The organism is Aequorivita aurantiaca, assembly GCF_030410135.1.
Lineage (GTDB): Bacteria > Bacteroidota > Bacteroidia > Flavobacteriales > Flavobacteriaceae > Aequorivita > Aequorivita aurantiaca.
In genome coordinates this window covers 326,086-344,424 of the sequence record NZ_JAUGQQ010000003.1, presented here as the reverse complement: position 1 = coordinate 344,424, position 18,339 = coordinate 326,086, and the positions used below count along the sequence as shown (strand labels likewise).

At 37.3% G+C, this 18,339-nt stretch carries 19 protein-coding genes and 1 pseudogene; 16 read left to right on the top strand and 4 right to left on the bottom strand.

Features of this window, described 5'->3' with window-relative positions:
- Positions 1–258: 258 nt before the first annotated feature.
- Together QRD02_RS07410 and QRD02_RS07405 are read left to right on the top strand one after the other, a co-directional pair.
- Positions 259–1,689 (top strand): DUF1254 domain-containing protein, encoded by a 1,431-nt coding sequence (locus tag QRD02_RS07410; RefSeq protein WP_290254297.1) that lies wholly within the window; start codon positions 259–261, stop codon positions 1,687–1,689.
- 9 nt (positions 1,690–1,698) lie between these two features.
- The gene (locus QRD02_RS07405; RefSeq protein WP_290254296.1) at positions 1,699–3,135 is read left to right on the top strand and encodes a DUF1254 domain-containing protein; all 1,437 of its coding nucleotides are present in this window, start codon (positions 1,699–1,701) and stop codon (positions 3,133–3,135) included.
- Between the two features lie 127 nt (positions 3,136–3,262).
- On the opposite strand, the pseudogene QRD02_RS07400 reads toward QRD02_RS07405, so the two are convergent.
- Positions 3,263–3,442, bottom strand: a pseudogene (locus QRD02_RS07400) (IS110 family transposase); the annotation flags it as partial.
- Between the two features lie 465 nt (positions 3,443–3,907).
- On the opposite strand from QRD02_RS07400, the gene QRD02_RS07395 reads away from it, so the two are divergent.
- The 11 genes from QRD02_RS07395 (at position 3,908) to QRD02_RS07345 (ending at position 13,405) form a co-directional block, all read left to right on the top strand.
- Positions 3,908–4,528, top strand: a complete 621-nt coding sequence (locus QRD02_RS07395; protein ID WP_290254295.1) for a hypothetical protein — start codon at positions 3,908–3,910, stop codon at positions 4,526–4,528.
- 159 nt (positions 4,529–4,687) lie between these two features.
- Positions 4,688–5,350 (top strand): CatA-like O-acetyltransferase, encoded by a 663-nt coding sequence (locus QRD02_RS07390; protein ID WP_290254294.1) that lies wholly within the window; start codon positions 4,688–4,690, stop codon positions 5,348–5,350.
- Positions 5,351–5,513: 163 nt separating this feature from the next.
- On the top strand, positions 5,514–6,242 hold the full coding sequence (locus QRD02_RS07385; protein ID WP_290254293.1) for a flavodoxin family protein: 729 nt from the start codon (positions 5,514–5,516) through the stop codon (positions 6,240–6,242).
- 140 nt (positions 6,243–6,382) lie between these two features.
- A complete protein-coding gene (locus QRD02_RS07380; RefSeq protein WP_290254292.1) occupies positions 6,383–6,952 on the top strand; it encodes a hypothetical protein in 570 nt (189 codons plus the stop codon).
- Positions 6,953–7,126: 174 nt separating this feature from the next.
- The gene (locus tag QRD02_RS07375; RefSeq protein WP_290254291.1) at positions 7,127–7,687 is read left to right on the top strand and encodes a helix-turn-helix domain-containing protein; all 561 of its coding nucleotides are present in this window, start codon (positions 7,127–7,129) and stop codon (positions 7,685–7,687) included.
- Positions 7,688–7,987: 300 nt separating this feature from the next.
- Complete coding sequence (locus tag QRD02_RS07370) at positions 7,988–8,935, top strand: DUF8832 domain-containing protein (protein ID WP_290254290.1); 948 nt, start codon at positions 7,988–7,990, stop codon at positions 8,933–8,935.
- A 22-nt stretch (positions 8,936–8,957) separates the two neighbouring features.
- Positions 8,958–9,674 (top strand): heavy-metal-associated domain-containing protein, encoded by a 717-nt coding sequence (locus QRD02_RS07365; protein WP_290254289.1) that lies wholly within the window; start codon positions 8,958–8,960, stop codon positions 9,672–9,674.
- Between the two features lie 185 nt (positions 9,675–9,859).
- On the top strand, positions 9,860–10,702 hold the full coding sequence (locus QRD02_RS07360) for an amidohydrolase family protein (protein WP_290254288.1): 843 nt from the start codon (positions 9,860–9,862) through the stop codon (positions 10,700–10,702).
- A gap of 160 nt (positions 10,703–10,862) precedes the next feature.
- Positions 10,863–11,390, top strand: a complete 528-nt coding sequence (locus tag QRD02_RS07355; protein ID WP_290254287.1) for a GNAT family N-acetyltransferase — start codon at positions 10,863–10,865, stop codon at positions 11,388–11,390.
- A 276-nt stretch (positions 11,391–11,666) separates the two neighbouring features.
- On the top strand, positions 11,667–12,254 hold the full coding sequence (locus QRD02_RS07350; RefSeq protein ID WP_290254286.1) for a hypothetical protein: 588 nt from the start codon (positions 11,667–11,669) through the stop codon (positions 12,252–12,254).
- Positions 12,255–12,568: 314 nt separating this feature from the next.
- Positions 12,569–13,405 carry a universal stress protein gene (locus QRD02_RS07345; RefSeq protein ID WP_290254285.1) on the top strand — a complete coding sequence of 279 codons (837 nt, stop codon included), beginning with the start codon at positions 12,569–12,571 and terminating at the stop codon, positions 13,403–13,405.
- A 151-nt stretch (positions 13,406–13,556) separates the two neighbouring features.
- Here the strand turns inward: QRD02_RS07345 and deoC are convergent, their stop codons facing one another.
- The 3 genes from deoC to QRD02_RS07330 form a co-directional block, all read right to left on the bottom strand.
- Positions 13,557–14,222 (bottom strand): deoxyribose-phosphate aldolase, encoded by a 666-nt coding sequence (gene deoC / locus QRD02_RS07340; RefSeq protein WP_290254284.1) that lies wholly within the window; start codon positions 14,220–14,222, stop codon positions 13,557–13,559.
- Positions 14,222–14,524, bottom strand: coding sequence for a thioredoxin (gene trxA, locus QRD02_RS07335; RefSeq protein ID WP_290254283.1), 303 nt, complete (start codon positions 14,522–14,524; stop codon positions 14,222–14,224). The genes deoC and trxA overlap by 1 nt, the downstream gene beginning before the upstream one ends.
- Positions 14,525–14,594: 70 nt before the next feature.
- Positions 14,595–14,999, bottom strand: a complete 405-nt coding sequence (locus QRD02_RS07330; protein ID WP_290254282.1) for a hypothetical protein — start codon at positions 14,997–14,999, stop codon at positions 14,595–14,597.
- A gap of 106 nt (positions 15,000–15,105) precedes the next feature.
- On the opposite strand from QRD02_RS07330, the gene QRD02_RS07325 reads away from it, so the two are divergent.
- The 3 genes from QRD02_RS07325 (at position 15,106) to QRD02_RS07315 (ending at position 18,337) form a co-directional block, all read left to right on the top strand.
- A complete protein-coding gene (locus QRD02_RS07325) occupies positions 15,106–16,335 on the top strand; it encodes an ATP-binding protein (protein WP_290254281.1) in 1,230 nt (409 codons plus the stop codon).
- 6 nt (positions 16,336–16,341) lie between these two features.
- A complete protein-coding gene (locus tag QRD02_RS07320) occupies positions 16,342–17,391 on the top strand; it encodes a response regulator (protein ID WP_290254280.1) in 1,050 nt (349 codons plus the stop codon).
- Positions 17,392–17,500: 109 nt separating this feature from the next.
- Positions 17,501–18,337, top strand: a complete 837-nt coding sequence (locus QRD02_RS07315) for a universal stress protein (protein ID WP_290254279.1) — start codon at positions 17,501–17,503, stop codon at positions 18,335–18,337.
- Positions 18,338–18,339 lie beyond the last annotated feature (2 nt).

Genomic DNA, 18,339 nt, shown 5'->3' with positions numbered 1-18,339 from the left:
ACGAACAAACTGAAAAGCATGTTAGAACAAATCTGAAAATGAATTCAAGCATTATTGAAAGACAAATCAATTGAAGAAAGTAGAAATGGCTAACAATGGATTTATAAAATGGCTTGGGCTTAATTTTTAAAAAGAAAAAACTTCGAGGAGTCGAAAATTAGTCTATATTTACTTTAGTAAGTAACTAATTTACAGCCACTTTTGAAAGCCCTAAACGTTAGGCAACATTTAAAATCTCACTAAAAATTACGTAATAATATGAAACTACAATTAAAATTTATGATTATAGCATCGTTCGTTTTTACGAGTGGGTATACTCAGTCAGAGAAAAGTTTATCAAAAGAAGAAGCTAGAGAAATCGCTAAAGAAGCCTATGTCTATGGCCTACCTCTGGTACTGAATTACAAAACATTTTATGCTAATACCATTAATGAAAATTCAGGTGATTATAAAGGTGAGATTAACAAAAAGTCGTGCGAGGCTAGACTATACACTCCAAACGATAAGGCTATTGTTACTGTGAACTCTGACACGCCCTATTGTATGTTTTGGAATGACGTAAGAACCGAACCTGTAGTTGTTACTGTTCCTGAAATTGACCCTAACAGGTATTATAGTTTCCAGTTTATTGATTTATATACACACAATTTTGCTTATGTAGGTTCGCTTACTACAGGAAGTAAAGCAGGTAAGTATTTAATCGCATTGAAGGATTGGGAGGGCGATGTTCCTGAAGGTATTTCGGAAGTTATCCGAACAGAAACTGGAATATTTTTTACCATTGTGCGCACTCAATTAATGGATGCTAACGATTTGGAAAATGTGAAGTCCGTTCAAAATAGCTACCAATTAGAAACTTTAAGTGAATATTTGGGGGAAGCGCCTAAAATTTCTACCAATACAGATGCATTTCCTGAATGGGTAGAAGGGTCGCAATTTACCGAAGCATCATTTACTTATCTTGATGCTGTGCTTAAATTAATAAAAACTCCTGATGCTTCAGAAATAGAGTTACTTAAACGATTCAAGAAATTAGGCATTAGCACTCCTGAAGGTTATGATTTTGCTAGTTTTAGCCCAGAGATTCAAGAAGCTATTAAACAAGGGGTAAAGGATGGTTTCTCCAGTATGGAAGCATTTATCGCTGAAACTAATAAAGACCCTCTGGCAAGTTCTAAAATATTTGGATCAAGAAAATTTTTAGAGCAAAGTGCTAAAGACAATTACAATCTAGAAAACATTTATTTAATTAGAGCTGTAGCCGCACATCTTGGTATATATGGAAACTCCGCATTAGAAGCAACGTATCCTACTTTTTTAGTAGATGCAGATGGTAACCCCATGGATGCCTCAAAAAATAATTATACACTTACGTTTAAAGCAAATAGTTTGCCCCCTGTTAAGGCATTTTGGTCATTGACCATGTATGATGGAAAAACACAGTTATTAGTAGAAAATGATATAAACAGATATTTGGTGAACTCCAATATGAAGGATGGTTTTGTGAAAAATGAAAACGGCTCTTTAACAATTTATGTCCAGAAAAATTCTCCAGGGAAATTATTAGAATCAAATTGGCTACCGGCTCCAGATGGGCCTTTTTATACCGTATTGCGTTTATATGGACCAAAAAATGAAGTTTTGGATGGAACATGGATAACTCCAAAAATGGAAAAACAAACTAAATAAACTAACCATATGACTAAACAAACACTCCTATTATTTTTCAGTTTACTTGTAATAGTAGGCTGCAAAAATGAAAATCGGAAAGATGGCGCAGAAGCTTCTGCATCTACACTTACCCCTAGTGAAGCCCAATCTATAGCGAAAGATGCTTATATTTTCGCTTATCCAATGATAATGGGCTATCAAGCAATGTATTTCACAATGGTCGATGAATCTAGTCCCGGATATCGTGGGGATTTTAATTCGTTTACGCACGATACGAGTCCTGCAGATTATACACGTACAGACGTAGTAACCATGAATGCCGATACGCCATACTCATTAACGGCAATGGATTTACGTGCAGAACCTATGGTTATTTCTGTGCCTGAAATAAAGGATCGCTATTATGTTATTCAGTTTATAGATTTATTCACTCATAACTTTGCGTTTATTGGGACACGTGCTACTGGAACAGAAGCAGGTGATTATTTGTTTGTTGGACCAAATTGGAAAGGCGACATTCCTGAAGGCAAATTCAAGAAGGTATTTAAAAGTGAAAGTGAATTGGTAACCACTATTGGGAGAACACAATTGTTAGGTAAGTCTGATTTACCAAATGTTATTGCTGTTCAAAAGAAACTAAAGGCAACCCCGTTAAGCACATTTTTAGGTAAAGACACTCCGGAAAAGGCACCCAAATTGGATTGGATAAAATTGAATCCTGTAGACTTAACCAATGAAAATTTCATCGATTATTATAATTTTCTTTTAGCACTTGTAACTCCGTTTAACGATGAAGACAAAGCGCAATTAAAGGAATTTGAGAAAATAGGTATTGCTCCGGGTAAAAAGTTTGATGCTTCTGAATATAGCCCTGAAGTATTAGCCGCTATAAAAGCAGGTGTACAAGAAGGAACAGCAGAGATTAAAGCAAAAGCGGGAAATATTGCAGAACAAATTAACGGATGGAACATGATGGATGCCTTTGGATCAAGGTCATTTTATAAAGGTGATCATGTATTGAGAGCTGCAGCGGCTATGGTTGGTATTTATGCCAATGATAAAATTGAAGCGTTCTACCCAATGGGGTATGTAGACAAGAATGGTGAAGTATTAAACGGAGAAAACAAATACCAGATTCATTTTAAGAAAGATGAAATTCCTCCTGCAAAATATTTTTGGTCAATAACTTTATATAACAAAAAAGCAGATGGTGTGGGAGGGTATTTAGTACAAAATGAATTAGACCGTTACCTTATCAATTCAACATCAGAAGGATTGATTTACGATAAGGATGGAGGTTTTACGGTTTACATTCAAAATGAGAAACCTAGAGTTGATAAAGTTGCAAATTGGTTGCCTGCACCAAAAGAGCCATTTTATTTATGTCTTCGTATTTATGGACCAAAAGAATCAGCTATGGATGGCACATGGAAACCACCCTATATCGAAAAAGTAATACAATAAAAAAACGTTACCAATCAAAGAACTGAGGTAAATAACAACACATTTCTTCATTAATTTTTGACAGTTTTATTTTAGGCTTACAGATTATAAAATAGATCTGTAAGCTATTTTTTTGTTTGGAAGCCAATTATTTTACCGCAAGCACCGAAACAAATCCGGCATTATAGGGCAGTATCGATTTTGCAATGGCAAAACACTGTTTCAAAAGCTTATTTGCAATCGCTATGAGTGCGAGCTTCTTACTCTTCCCTTTGTTTACGATTAGCTTGTTAAGTGATCGGCATGCCTCGTTGCACTTACTGGCATTGCAGGCTACTCAGAAAATTAATTGGAATTCTTAACCGAAACGAATGAAGTTATAGGCTTTATTAAAGGATATTGAACAAAAAAGCAAAAAATTTACTGCTAAGTTAAAACAGAAAATAACGTAGCAAAACAAAGAACTGAAGTAAAAACCAAACATTTTCTCTAATAATTTATTTATGGGAATTCTGGCATTGTTCATACCCTAATTCCGCTCTTTTGGGCCAGTAACTTAAAGTTAACTGATTTATTAAAATCAAACTTAAGATGTATATAAGCTATGGCTCGGTCAGTTCTCTCTTGGAAAATCCGTAGAATTTTCCAAAGATGGTTTATATTTGGAGAGATCGGGGCCGGGACACGCCAAACTCATTTACAAAATCGTTAGTCAAAATTTGAAATGAACATTTTCAATCGAAAGATAAAGCAGAAACACATTGAAAAATTTGAGCTTAAAATTGCCGAATTATTGATATCTGAATTGCCGGAATTGAAACGATCGATCGGAATTTCCAGGTTTGTAGGTTTTAATTTTATGCAAAAACCAAATGCGATTTTTATATTAAGAGGTTATGACCCAAGAGGCATTGAGGAAGTTAATCGAAATCACAACACTTATTTTAATCTGACTGGTATTTCAGTTTGGAATCGTAAAGCAGAAAATTATGAGCCAATTAAATTAAGATATCAACATGATACTCTGACTCAAATTGAAACCGAAAATCCGGAATATTTTCATAAAACGTTTGACTTAAACCAAATTCAGAGAAACGAAATTAAGCTTGAGCATTTGAAATTGGAAAATCCAGACCGCAAAATTGCAGAAAAAGCATTGAAATCTCTGTCAAAAGAACAAATGGAATTACTGGAATTGGAATATACATTTGAAATTGAATTAGACGAAAAACTTTACTACACAATTTTGGATATGGAAGATGGTAATTATATTGCAGTCGATAAAAAGGGCAAAATTTATAGGTTAAATCATGATCACGACCAATCAGTAAAATTAATAGCAAGTGAGCCCATCGATTTTTTTAACATTTATAGCGGAAAAAAAAGCGACTTGGAAAAAATAGTGTACGAATAAAAAATGGTGCTTAACTCGGTGTTTAAGTCATGGCTGGTCTAAGCCTACTGGGGAAATCCTGTGGGTTTTCAGTTTAATGTGTACTTGCAAAGTTAAGTGCTAACACACGCAACTCCTCATTGCCGAGATGTTGTATTTGCATTTGAACAAAATATCGGAATGAATTTAATCTTCGCAAAATATTTGATAATACTAGTGTTATTGACAAATTGTGGAAAGCAGGAAACCGTAATAAAGAATTATGGATTTCCCAAAAGCAAAAATAGAAGTTTAAATGTACCTCTTGAATTATCGCAATATAAAACTTATGGAATACTCCTAGACAGAATTCGAGAAGTAACTTGTAATGATAGTATTGCAAAAATAGTTGTTAAACAAAAAAATCTGATTCGGAATTTATATCCAATTGAACATTGCGAACCGATCAAATTTGACCCAAAAGGGAAACACTACGTTACTTTTAATAAAGGCAAAGCATTTCTAGACCACTTTTCTAAAGAAATCAAAACCGATGACTTGAGGCGGATTTTAACAACTGATTTTGTTTATTCGACATCTAACAAATCCGACATTCCAGAAAGTTACTTAATCATTATTGAATCTATACACTTTTCAGCAATTCCGTGGATTGATTTTACGAGCATTTCTCACGCAAGGAGTTTTTCACATCCTGACAGTTGCCCAAAAATTTCGTTTGGCAAAATGACTGAAACCAATGGAAGAAAGTCAATGCCGATTTCCATTCACGGACACCACGCATTAATGGACGGCTATCACGTTGGACAGTTTATCGACCAATTTCAGAAACTAATGAGTGAATAGCAATACACTGCCGCCAACAATGGCTATAAAAAATAGCTGCTACTGTCATAAATCGAAAGTTTTTGTATTTTAAAAAAATCAAAGTTGAGGCGGACAGGTTTACGCCTGTTTTTCTGCTGCTTTTCATTGCCGAGACAGTAACCGATTTAAAAAAACTATAACTATGAAAAAATCAGATTACAGTGATTTAAAAGTGATTTATATAAATTGTACGCTAAAAAAATCACCGCAAGAAAGCCACACCCAAACATTAATGGACGTTTCTAAAGCCATTATGATTAAGGAAAAAGTCAAGATCGATGAGATTAGATTAATCGACCATCAAGTAGCGAGTGGTGTTTATCCTGATATGAAAGAATATGGATGGGATAATGATGAATGGCCAGCATTAACAAAAAGAGTTTTGGATGCTGATATTCTGATAATTGGAACACCAATTTGGCTTGGCGAAAAATCTTCTGAAACTCAAAAACTAATTGAAAGACTTTATGCTTTGAGCAGTTTAACGAATGATAGAGGTCAATATATTTTTTATGGTAAAGTTGGTGGCTGCATAGTTACCGGTAATGAAGATGGCATAAAACATTGTGCGATGGGAATATTGTACTCGCTTCAACACATAGGATATTCAATACCACCCCAAGCAGATTGCGGATGGATTGGAAAAGTGGGTCCGGGACCAAGTTATGGAGATAAAGAATGGAAAGGAGAAAAATTAGATATCCCCGTTGGTTTCGATAGTGATTTTACAAATAGAAATACCACTTTTATGACTTATAATCTGCTTCATTTAGCAATGATGCTCAAGGAAAATGGCGGCTATCCTAATTATGGTAACTCTCGAAAGGAATGGGATAATGGGGAACGATGGGAATTTGAAAACCCAGAATGACCTCATCGTGAGTTTGCAGATGCTTGAATGTGTGGAACCTTTTTGTAGCTTTACAACAACGGTAGCAACTTCCCTAAGCGCTAGCCGTTAACGGTAAATGGACTGAAAAAACTGGTAACGATTTAAAATCCTAAAATGGAATGAATAAAATATTTTCCTTCTTACTCTTTATGTTTATTTGGACTTTTTCCTATGCACAACCCTATACGTTAGAGGAATTGCAGGAGAAGTTCAAACCTGAAAATTATACTGAGAAAGTATTGTTAGAATTCCAGAAATCAATAGCGCATTTAGAGGAAAAACCGGACTTATACGAATATATTCCCGGAGAAGTCATAGCTTGGTCACGAATGGACGGACGATTTCTATTGAACAGTATGTTCCTTATAAAAAATGATACGTTAAGGGAAATTGAAGCTTTACCAAAAGACAATGTTTTCTTGGCAAAATTAAATAGCTATGTATCCGAGGAATCTAGATTTATATATAGAACTGAATTATGGACACTTCCAGCCGTAAAAGAAAAATTAGCTGATGGTTCCTATCTAATTAAAGTTAATGTTAAATCGTACAACCCACGCCCTTATGAACCGAGTCCGGATATTTTGACCTATAGCTTGGAATATACAACCAAAGATTTTATAGATTTTAGTTTAATTCGGCTTAAGGATGTTAGTTCTGAGGAATGGATTGAGGTGGGAGAATATTGAATCCGCAGGAAATGACATACAACACCTACTTCTTACAAGTATTGCCAATTGCGGGGCGGGAGCGGTTGGATGGCATATGCGTGCAAGGTTCAAAATTTGTTCTTCCATTGAATTTCTGTGATAAAACTCACGTCTTCGGGAATAACTAAACCGTTGTAGGCAAACTGAAAACAAATGAAGATATACATTAAAAATATGGTATGCAACCGCTGTAAAATGGTTGTAAAATCAACACTCGAAAAGTTGGGGCTTCATTCTTTAAAAGTGGAATTGGGAGAAATCGAATTACAAGAAAATGACATTTCGACTATTAAGGAACAACTGAAACAAGAACTTCAATCTCTTGGTTTTGACCTATTGGACGACAAAAAGACCAAAATCATTGAAAAAGTAAAAAATAGGATTGTTGATTTGGTACAGAACAAGAACGGAAACCTTCAGGTTACACTTTCAGAGTATTTAACACAAGAACTTCATCAGAACTACAGTGCGTTAAGCAACTTGTTTTCCGAAGTGGAAGGTATTACCATTGAGAAATATTTTATCCTTCAAAAAATTGAGAAAGTAAAGGAGTTGTTGGTATATGATGAGCTAACATTAAGCGAAATTGCCTTCCAACTCAACTATTCAAGTGTGGCTTATTTAAGCAACCAATTTAAAAAAGTTACAGGGCTTACTCCAAGCCACTTTAAGAAACTGCGAACCATAAAACGGAGTCCAATAGAGGAATTATAAATCGACCATAACCTTTCCAGAATCGCGCAACACTGTAATCTTCCTTTGATGCCACCTTTTGCATTACAAATAATTGCAAAGAATTAAGGCCACACAATTATTAAATAAGATCTTCTCGAGATCCAGGCAAATTGAACTAAATATTGGAGCTATTATTCTGTCTTTAGGTACAGAGTCTTGTTTGCGCTTATGAAGGGAAATATCACCACACATCCGTAATCTTACAAACCCTTTCCATAATTACGCAATAGTATAGCCCTATTTATGCTGAAATTTGCAGTATCCAAAAGAAATATAAAAATGAAAAGGTTATTTAAAACATCTGTATTGATAAGTTCCGTTGTCGGGGTTGTATTATTTACAGCTTGCAACAACACACAACAGAAATCTTCAGGATTGGAAGATAAACATATACCACAGCAGGACAGCACATATGCCTGCCCGATGCATCCTGAGGTAACAGGCAAAAAGGGCGATATATGCCACAAATGTGGCATGGAATTAGTTGCCGCTACTGATGAAAATGAAAATAGGGTGGAGGTGGAACTCATCACTGAACCACAATCCATTGAGGCAGGAACATCCACAAAGCTGACATTCGCATTCAAAGAAAATGACCGAAATGTACCCTTGGATATTTCCCACGAAAGGAAGGTGCATTTAATGATTGTTGATGAAAATCTGACGTGGTTTCGTCATATCCACCCATTGGAGCAAGCGGATAGCACATATGTTGTATCGGAAACATTTCCCTACGGTGGTAAATACATACTTTTTGCAGACCATAAACCTCAAGGTGTTGGGCCCACTGTAGATAAGAAAGTGATTACCGTAAAAGGAAATCCCAATAGTGTCAAGGTTGATTTAACTCCTAATTTTGTTTCTGTTATTGACGGTTATACCGTTACGCTGGAAAATGGAGATGATTTAAAAACCATTAGAACACAGGCATTGGAAATTTCGGTTGAAAGGAATAAAAAGAGATTGGCTGAAAAGGACATAGAGCCATATCTAGGTGCAACTGCCCATATCGCAATGATTGGTAAAGAGGATATAGACTTTCTTCATATACACCCCACTACTGACAAACGCTTCCCGATTTATGCCGAAACGCATATTGAAAACCCGGGGATCTACAGAATTTGGGTAGAGTTTCAAACCTATGGGAAGGTACATACTGCCGATTTTACGGTAAATGTCCTTCAAGGAAATGAAGAATATCAAGAGGGTGGGCATAACCATCATTAAGAAATTTTAAAAAGAAATAGTTATGACACATATTTATCAAATAACAGGAATGACCTGTGGAAGTTGTGAAGCCAAAGTGAAATCGGCCCTGCTTTCCGTAGATAATGTAACAGCTGCAGAGGTTTCTAAAGATGCTGGTACTGCCAACATCACGATGGAAAAACATATTGCCTTGGCCGATTTGCAAACTGCACTGGACGACAAATATCGAATCTCCGCCACACAGCATAATGAAGCAGTAGAGCAAACCAAATCTTGGTTGGCAACATACAAACCCGTTTTGCTCATATTTTTATACATTTTTTCAGCGACTGCCCTTGTGGAATTGACAGCTGAAAATATGGATTTAATGAGATGGATGCGAAATTTTATGGCTGGTTTCTTTTTAACGTTTTCCTTTTTCAAGATGCTAAACCTAAAAGGTTTTAAGGAAAGCTATTTAATGTATGACATCATTGCCCGAAAATTTCCTGCTTGGGGTTATATTTATGCCTTTACGGAATTATTATTGGGAATTGCTTTTCTGATAAACTTCAATCCGATAGTGACCAATAGCGTAACTTTAGTAGTAATGACGCTCAGTATTATTGGTGTTTTACAAACCGTATTGAACAAAAAAACGATTAAGTGTGCCTGCTTAGGTGATGTTTTCAACTTACCAATGAGTACGGTAACCATAATAGAAGACGGGCTGATGATCGTGATGAGTCTAGGAATGTTGCTTATGGCGCTGAGCTGATAAATCCAGCTAATATTAGGAAGCGTTGCACAAGCACACACATTTAAAATATTTGGACGATTCACGAGTACCATGATTTTAAAAATATAAATAGTGGAGAGTGGATTGCTTTTGTGAAGGGCAAAAAAGTAATGCAGTATTTAATTATATTTGGGAAACTCCAACTAAAAGAATATGTGTTGCTTATGAAAAAAATTGCACCTATAATTGGTTTACTCTTATTCGTATTTGGAGCCAATGCCCAGAAGATTTTCGATGTCCACATTCATGGTAATAAGAACCCAACAAGTCAATTGGCACAATTGGCATCAAATGGGGTGTATAAAGCAGCAGTCAGTACTTCGTGGGATCTTCAGACAAGTTATCAAAACACAGAAAGCCTATTGTTTCTTCACGGCCTTATGTTAGCTTGTCCTGAGGGTAAAGTTCCGTATAGCTTGCAATTCTGTTTTTCTGACCAAAGGGAATTTCCTGACATTGATTGGGTGGAACAACTTATTAAAGAAAATAAAATACAATTTTTGGGGGAGGTATTGAACCAATATTATGGAATTTCCCCTTCCGATGAAAAACTGTTTCCGTATTATGCCTTGGCTGAAAAATATAATATACCTGTGGGAATTCACACGGGGTTAGCAGGCCCTGAACATGGCAGCCCTAATTTTAAAATTAGTTTGGGCACGCCGCTATTGTTGGAAAATCTTTTACAAAGGTTTCCAAAATTAAAAGTCTGGATTATGCACGCGGGGGCGCCTTTCATCGAGGATTCCATTGCCATTATGAAATATTACCCAAATGTTTATGCGGACATTTCAGCAATAAATAATCCGTATATTTTCCCGAAAGCAGATTTTGAGGCCATTATGAACAGGTTTATAGATGCTGGGTTAGAGGACCGATTAATGTTTGGGTCAGATAATGGAGATATAAAAAGCGCCATAGCGAGTATAGAAGACCTTGTTATTCTGAATGATACACAAAAACGGAAAATCTATTATGAAAATGCGGAATTATTTTTTGCACGATAAAATGATATGATAATATGGTTTTAACAACTACGGCTATACTAGCCATATTGATAGTGATAATTTACCCGGTTTACATATTGTTGACACATCAAAGAGTAAATGCTAACATCATGATTATTCCTTCCTTTAAAACTGTAAAAATTAAATATTCTATAAACGAATGAAAATATTTGAAAGAGAAAGGTTGGTAATCAAAAGTTTAGAAAGTGTAGATAAGCGATATTTTGCTGAACTTTTTACTGACCCAAAAATCTTGGAGCTCATTCCACAAAAGGCCTTTACGGAAAATCAAGTAATAGAAAGATTCCACAAAAATTTAAATTTGAAAGTATCAGATTTAAGTAATCAGAAATGCGATTGTGGAATATTTGAAAAAGGGAATGCAGCAATGATTGGCCTAGCTCTGTTTTTAATTAATGAACATGGAGAACAGGAATTAGGCTATCGGTTCAGATCGGAATACTGGGGCAAAGGATACGGAACGGAAACGACCAAAGAGATGTTGGAATATTATTTTCAGCACTTGCGTGTAAACAAAGTAATAGCCGATGTTAATTTAGTAAATACTGGTTCTGTAAAGATTTTGGATAAGTTTATGAAACTGGTGAGTGAATACTATAATGAAAATGATAATTGTACCGATAGAAGATATGAACTTGAAAGAAAGAACTGGCTAGAAAACTTTTAGCATATTTTCCAAGAGGAGATTGATGAGGCGAACCGATTCCCTAATACATCAAATTTGTATAAAACAGTTACGCCTCGTTTCATTTTGTAACCAAAAATCCTGAAACAGCCAATAAAATGATTGTATTAGAATTTTTCTCTCCCAAGTTTTTCAAGATAATAATGAAATCAAAGTGTGTTGGATTTTAAAGGCTTCAGAACAGATTATTAACTGCTGTTCTTATTGGTTATTTTATAAAACTCCGTATCTTAAGGAATATTTTCAAAACGATTAATTATGAAATATTTATTAATGCTATTCGCTTTTGCCACTGCATTTTCCGCTATGGCCCAAAACGGGATCCTCCCAAAAAACATTCAAATAAAAACTGCCCTGCTCTCTGCACCAGAAACATACCGAGAGGGTGCCACGGTTTTAGGCTATAATGAAGAAGGAAAACTAATAACATTGCGCGAAGGAAATAACCAGATGGTATGCCTGGCAGACGACCCGAAGAGTGAAGGCATAAGCGTTGCGTGTTACGGAGCAAAATTAGAACCGTTTATGGCGCGGGGCCGTGAACTTGTGGCCGAAGGAAAAACACTGATTGAAAAGCAGGAAATAAGAAAACGGGAAATTGAATCTGGCCTCCTAACAATGCCCACGGAGCCTTCCATGGTTTATATTTTAACTGGCGATGAAAAAGATTATAGCGTAGAAACCGGTGAACTTCTGAAGAGCGCCATGAGATACGTAATTTACAAACCTTATATGACTGGTGAAAGCACCGGACTACCCACAAAACCTCAGGCTCCCGGTATGCCTTGGTTAATGGATGCGGGCACCCATCGTTCACATATAATGATTACACCTGCAAATAAATAAGGTTGAAAACCCGGAACATGAAAATTAATACTTATCATGTACACTTGGATTATAGCACGTAGGGGCTGTGTATAGTGATATAAAAGCGAAGGGTTCAAAGTGTACATTTCCAATCCTATCGCCCATTTCTTTACAAATTATTTCAAATATGCTTTCAACTTGACATTGGTCATTTCAAATACCATAAATTCGGGATATATTTGAAATTAATCAAAAATTAATATTACTGGTGAAAAGGTAAAAGCTAAAAGGAAATGCGAAGAGCGAAAAGCCAAGAACCAAGAGCCGTCAATTATTAACAAAAAAAAAGAATCATGAAAAAAATCCTAGTACCCGTCGATTTCTCTATACATTCCGAATATGCAATGGAAGTGGCAGCCAAAATTGCCAGAAAACAAAATGCTGAAATAATTGCGTTGCACATGATAGGGCTTAGTGATGCCGTAGTAACCCGTGATGAAAACAACGAATCCGTTGAGGTCCTGCTATATATGAAGCTGGCCAAAAAGCGTTTTGCGGAATTTGTGGACAGGGAATACCTAAAGGGAATAACCGTTACGGACACCGTCCATAATTATAGGATTTTCAGCGAAATAAATGAGGTAGCCCTTAATTTAGGGGCCGAATTAATAGTAATGGGCTCCCACGGAACTTCAGGCTTAAAGGAAGTTTTTGTAGGAAGCAATACTGAAAAAGTGGTGCGGACATCAGAAGTTCCCGTGTTGGTAATCAAACACCGCCACGAGAATTTCAATCCCCAACTAGGAATATTCGCCTGCGACTTCCAAGACAATTCATTGGGCCCATACAGGCGTGCAAAAAATCTTTTTGAAGCCCTCGGAATTGAAATGCAAATGCTCTACGTAAACGTTTCGGGCAATTTCCAAAGCACCCGTGAAACAGAAAAACGAATCCTAAATTTCTTAAACAACGCGGGTGAAAGCAACCCGTTGGAACTGTTAAATAAAGTTGCCCAATACAATGAATATTCCGTAGAGGCGGGAATTTTCGGCTATAGCCAAGTTAGCAATGCAGACATAATTGCTTTGCCCACCCAAGGTCGTCAAGGCTTGGCGCATTTCTTCTCAGGAAGTATTGGTGAGGATGTTGTAAACCATTCTGACTTGCCGGTGATAACATTTAGAGTATAGTTAATTTCGAATTGCAACAATTAAAGCTAAAAAGCAGGATTATAATACATATTCCTGCTTTTTTATTTTGTAGAAATCCAGCGGGCGCATTTCCAATCTATATCCAATCGCTGCCATAAACTTTTTTCAAAAAATGGTTTCGAATAAGGTTTTAATATAAAGAAGTTTTCGCTCCAGTGCCGCCGATAATTTCCATGCCAGAAGAGGTGCCAATTCTGCTCACTCCCAAATCAATAAATTTGATAGCGGTCGCATAATCCTTGATTCCGCCAGAGGCTTTTATCTTTAAATGCTTTCCCACCGCGTCAACCATTATCTTTACAGCCTGTTCCGTGGCACCTCCCGTGCCGAAGCCTGTGGAGGTTTTTACAAAATCCGCGTCGGCTTCTTTGGCTATTTTGCAGGCCGTTCTAATTTCTTCCTCGTTTAAATAACACGTTTCCAAAATAACCTTTAAGGATTTGCTGCCAATGGTCTTTTTCACCTCCCTGATTTCTTCCAAAATAGGGCGGTGGCAATTGGCCTTTAGCAAACCAATGTTTATAACCATATCAATTTCATCGGCCCCATCGGTTATGCATTGCGCGGCCTCCTTCACTTTCGCCGCGCTGCTCTGTGCTCCCAAAGGAAAACCTACTGTAGAAGCTACCATTACGCCACTATCCTTTACCTCTCTTTTAGCCAGAAGCACATTACCGCTGTTCACGCAAACGGCGTGAAAATCATATTTTATGGCGTCACGGCATAAGGTAATAATATCTTCGGGCAGGGCAGTTGCCTTTAGAAGGGTGTGGTCAATAAAACGGTTCAGTTGCATCAATTTTTATGTTGCCCGATAATGGAAACAAGTTCATCTTTTTGAAGAACACCACTCTGCCGCCACAGTTGTTTGCCATTCTTAAAAAGAATCAACGTTGGCACGCCCCGAACTTGATATTGTGATGCTAAGGGTTGGTTTTTATCAACATCAATTTTCACAATTTTTACTGCTTCACCGAGTTCGTCCTTTACCTGTTTCAATATCGGGGAAAGCATTTTGCATGGGCCGCACCAATCTGCGAAAAAGTCCACCAGCACCGGAGTTTCGGAATCTATGATTTCTTTGAAGTTGCTTTTCATAACAATTTTTTTTAGTAATTATAAAGTTAAGCAATCAATCTTCAAGTTTAAAATGAATTCTTGCCGCCGCTTATTGGTTTAGCAATGAGTTCAATTTGGAAAGCATTTTTATTTCCGCTTTACTTTTTCCGGCGAATGCATCAACAATTGTGTTTGCGGTTTGCCAAATAATGTTATTTCGTTCGTTGTTGAAAAGCTGGGGATGTTCGTTTTTATAATCGGCAAAACTTTCAAAACAATCGTTGGCGTCAAGGTTTTCATAATCAAACCATTCAAAAACTATCTTCATTTGTGTGGCAGCCTCGGCGAAATAGGGATCTTCACTATATTTTAGATTATTCCATTGCTCTAAAACCAAAGTTCCCAATATCTCAAATTCGGATTTTTGGACTACCAAATTTGTCGCAGCAAGGGCATAAAAAAGTTCCGCCACTTTTTGATAATATAGAAGTTGAGGTTTTTCGGCAGTTGCCATAGTGCAATTTTTAAATTTTAAGGGTGTAAATCTATATTGTTTTACGGATTCAATTTATGATAAAGATCAGTTCCCGAAAACAGCCGAAAATCCTTATTTTTGGCGGATGAAGGTTTTCGAGGAAAAAAAGGGAAACATATTTAAAATTCTTTCTGAAGCAATATCAGAAGGTATCGTGATTGTGAACGAACGTCAGGAAGTAGTGACCTCCAATGAAGCTGCGGACCGGATGTTCGGCTATGGGCCAAATGAACTTTTGGGCGAAAGCATCAACTTGTTGATTCCTCGTGAATATAGACATACCCACACGCAGCAGGTTACCCATTATTTGGACAAGAGCGCTCCCAGGCAAATGGGCCATGGCCGCGATCTGTACGGCCGCCGGAAGGACGGCACCATATTTCCTGTGGAGGCGGGATTGAATCCATTTGAAATTGAGGGCAGTAAATATGTCATGGCCTTGGTCACGGATATTTCGGTTCGTAAAACCCATGAAAAGCAGATTATGGAACTTAACCTGCTTTTGGAACAAAAAATTGACGAACGCACTACCGAGCTCAAGCAGACCATAAAAGAACTGAAGGAAGAAGTTTTAAAACGAAAGGAGGCAGAGCATAAAATTATGGAATCACTGCGGAAGGAACGGGAACTCAATGATTTGAAAACAAAGTTTCTATCGCTCGTTTCCCACGAATTCAAAACCCCATTAAGTGGAATACTAACTTCCGCAATGCTTGTGGGGAAATATACGGAAACAGAACAACAGGACAAGCGGGAAAAGCATTTGAAAACCATCCAAAGCAAGGTTAAATATTTGAACAATATCTTGAATGATTTCCTCTCTATCGAGCGTTTGGAGTCCGGAAAAGCGACGTATAAATTTGAAACGTTTCCGCTTAGCAAGGTGGTGAATGAAGTTATCTACAGCGCGAATATGCTTTTGAAGGAAGGACAACGCATTAATTATCCACAAAACGTTGATGAAATTCAGGTGAATTTTGACGAAAAAATTCTGGAATTATCGCTTACAAACCTTATAAACAATGCCATAAAGTATTCCCCGGGCCACACCGTTATTGATGTGGAAGTGATTCCGAAAAAGGATTTTCTTACCATTAAAATAATTGACGAGGGAATGGGGATTCCAAAAAAGGAACAGAAATATATCTTCAACAGATATTTCCGAGCTGAAAATGCACTTTTGGACCAAGGCACTGGCATTGGATTGAACATCGTGAAAAGCCATTTGGAAAGCCTTGGTGGGACCATAACTTTTGAAAGCGAAGAAGGCGTGGGGAGCACTTTCACAATTACTTTTCCATTAAAAAACATATAAATTAGGATGAAAAAAATACTTCTGATTGAAGACGATACCGCCTTGCGTGAAAACACTGCTGAACTATTGGAACTCTCCGGCTATGCCGTTTTTACTGCACCCAACGGCAAAATAGGAATCGAAAAGGCCAAAAGCGAAATGCCTGATATTATTATTTGCGACATAATGATGCCCGAAATTGATGGCTACGGCGTGCTTGAAAACGTTTCATCAGAAGAAAGAACTAAACATATTCCATTCATTTTCCTTTCGGCGAAAACCGAACACAAGGAAATTAGAAAAGGAATGGATATGGGTGCCGACGATTATCTTACAAAACCTTTTGACGAACAGGAGCTGCTAAGTGCCGTGGAAAGCAGATTGGCAAAGGCTAGCATCCTGAAAAGCCGCGATGAAAAGGAGCAAAGTCCAAGAGAAGAGGACGAGAACCCCCAAAACCTAAACCAACTGAAAAACTTTTTTTGTGATGAAGGTGAAGTGGCCCACTTTAAAAAAGGGGAAACCATCTATAAAAAAGGGGCGCATTCCAACAGCATGTTTTTAATATTGAAGGGCGTTGTGAAAACACACACAATGGATGCGAATGCCAAGGAGTTAATTACCGGCCTTTATAAAGCAGATGATTTTTTGGGTTTCACCTCGTTTGATGATAACATTCCCTACAACGAAACGGCCACTGCGGTTGAGGAAACGGAAGTTGTGGGCATTTCAAAAATCTATGTGAGAGATATTCTGAAAAAAAGCCAAGATGTTTCCTTGGAACTGATGAACCTTTTGACCGATAATCTTTCCGAAATAAAACAGCAATTGGTGAAAATGGCATATAGCTCCGTCCGAAAAAAAACTGCTAGCACCATTCTTCAATTTGTGGAAATTATGGATAAAAAACCTGGGGCTGCCCTTCGCATCTCCCGGAATGATCTTGCCACAACGGCCGGCATTGCTACCGAAAGCCTGATCCGGACCCTATCTGATTTCAAAAAAGACGGCATCATTGAAATTGAAGGCCGTGATATTAGAATTGTAAATGTGGAAAGCTTGCGGGCTATTGACTGATACGCAAAATAATTAAGCGTTTCTTGGGCATCCCATTATCGTAAAGCTGATTTATATCATTTTCTGTCCCGATGCATACCGATATTTTTGTCGGTGACCTTAGGATGCTATGATGAATATTTTAATTCCAACGGATTTTTCCGATAGTTCACACAACGCCATGAAATATGCCTTGGAGTATTTTTCGGGCGTGGAGGTGAATTTTCATATGCTGCATGTTTCTTCCGAAAATTTTGCTGAAACCAAGGAGCAGGAATCAATTATACAGTCGGACGAAAAAATACAAACTGTCAAATCCGTTTCTGCTTTATTGAAGGAAGAAATCAGAATGTGTAAATTTCACACAACAAATAAAGCGCACAATTTTTTTCCGCATCACGAAAACTTGTCTTTGGTGGAAGCCATCAGAAAAAAGATGGCCAAAATAGAAATTGATTTTATAGTGATGGGTACGCGGGGAAATTCAACAATGGAAAGCAGCGAATTGGGAAGCAATGCCTGTGACGTGATCACGAAGGTGAAATGTCCCATTCTCGTAATACCGCAAAACGCCAGGTTTAAGCTCATTAACAACATCGCGTTTTTGACTGATTACAATGGCATATACAGGAACAAGGTTATCAGCACGCTTGCGCAAACCTTGGAGCTGCATCAATCTCCGCTTCGGGTGTTGCATATAAAACTGCCAAACGCTAATTTGACCGCATCCCAAACCGATAATAAAGGATTTTTACACTATTCTTTTAAGGAAAAAAAACACAGTTTCCATTTTGTGGAATCCAAGGATTTGGAAATGGGAATCCAGGATTTTGTGGAAACATGGGATATAAATCTACTTTCGGTGGTGGCAAAAAATTTAAATTTTATTCAAAGATTGCTACTTCGCCCCACGTTCCCGGACATTGGTTACACTACAAAAGTGCCGTTTTTGGTTCTTCATGAATAGCT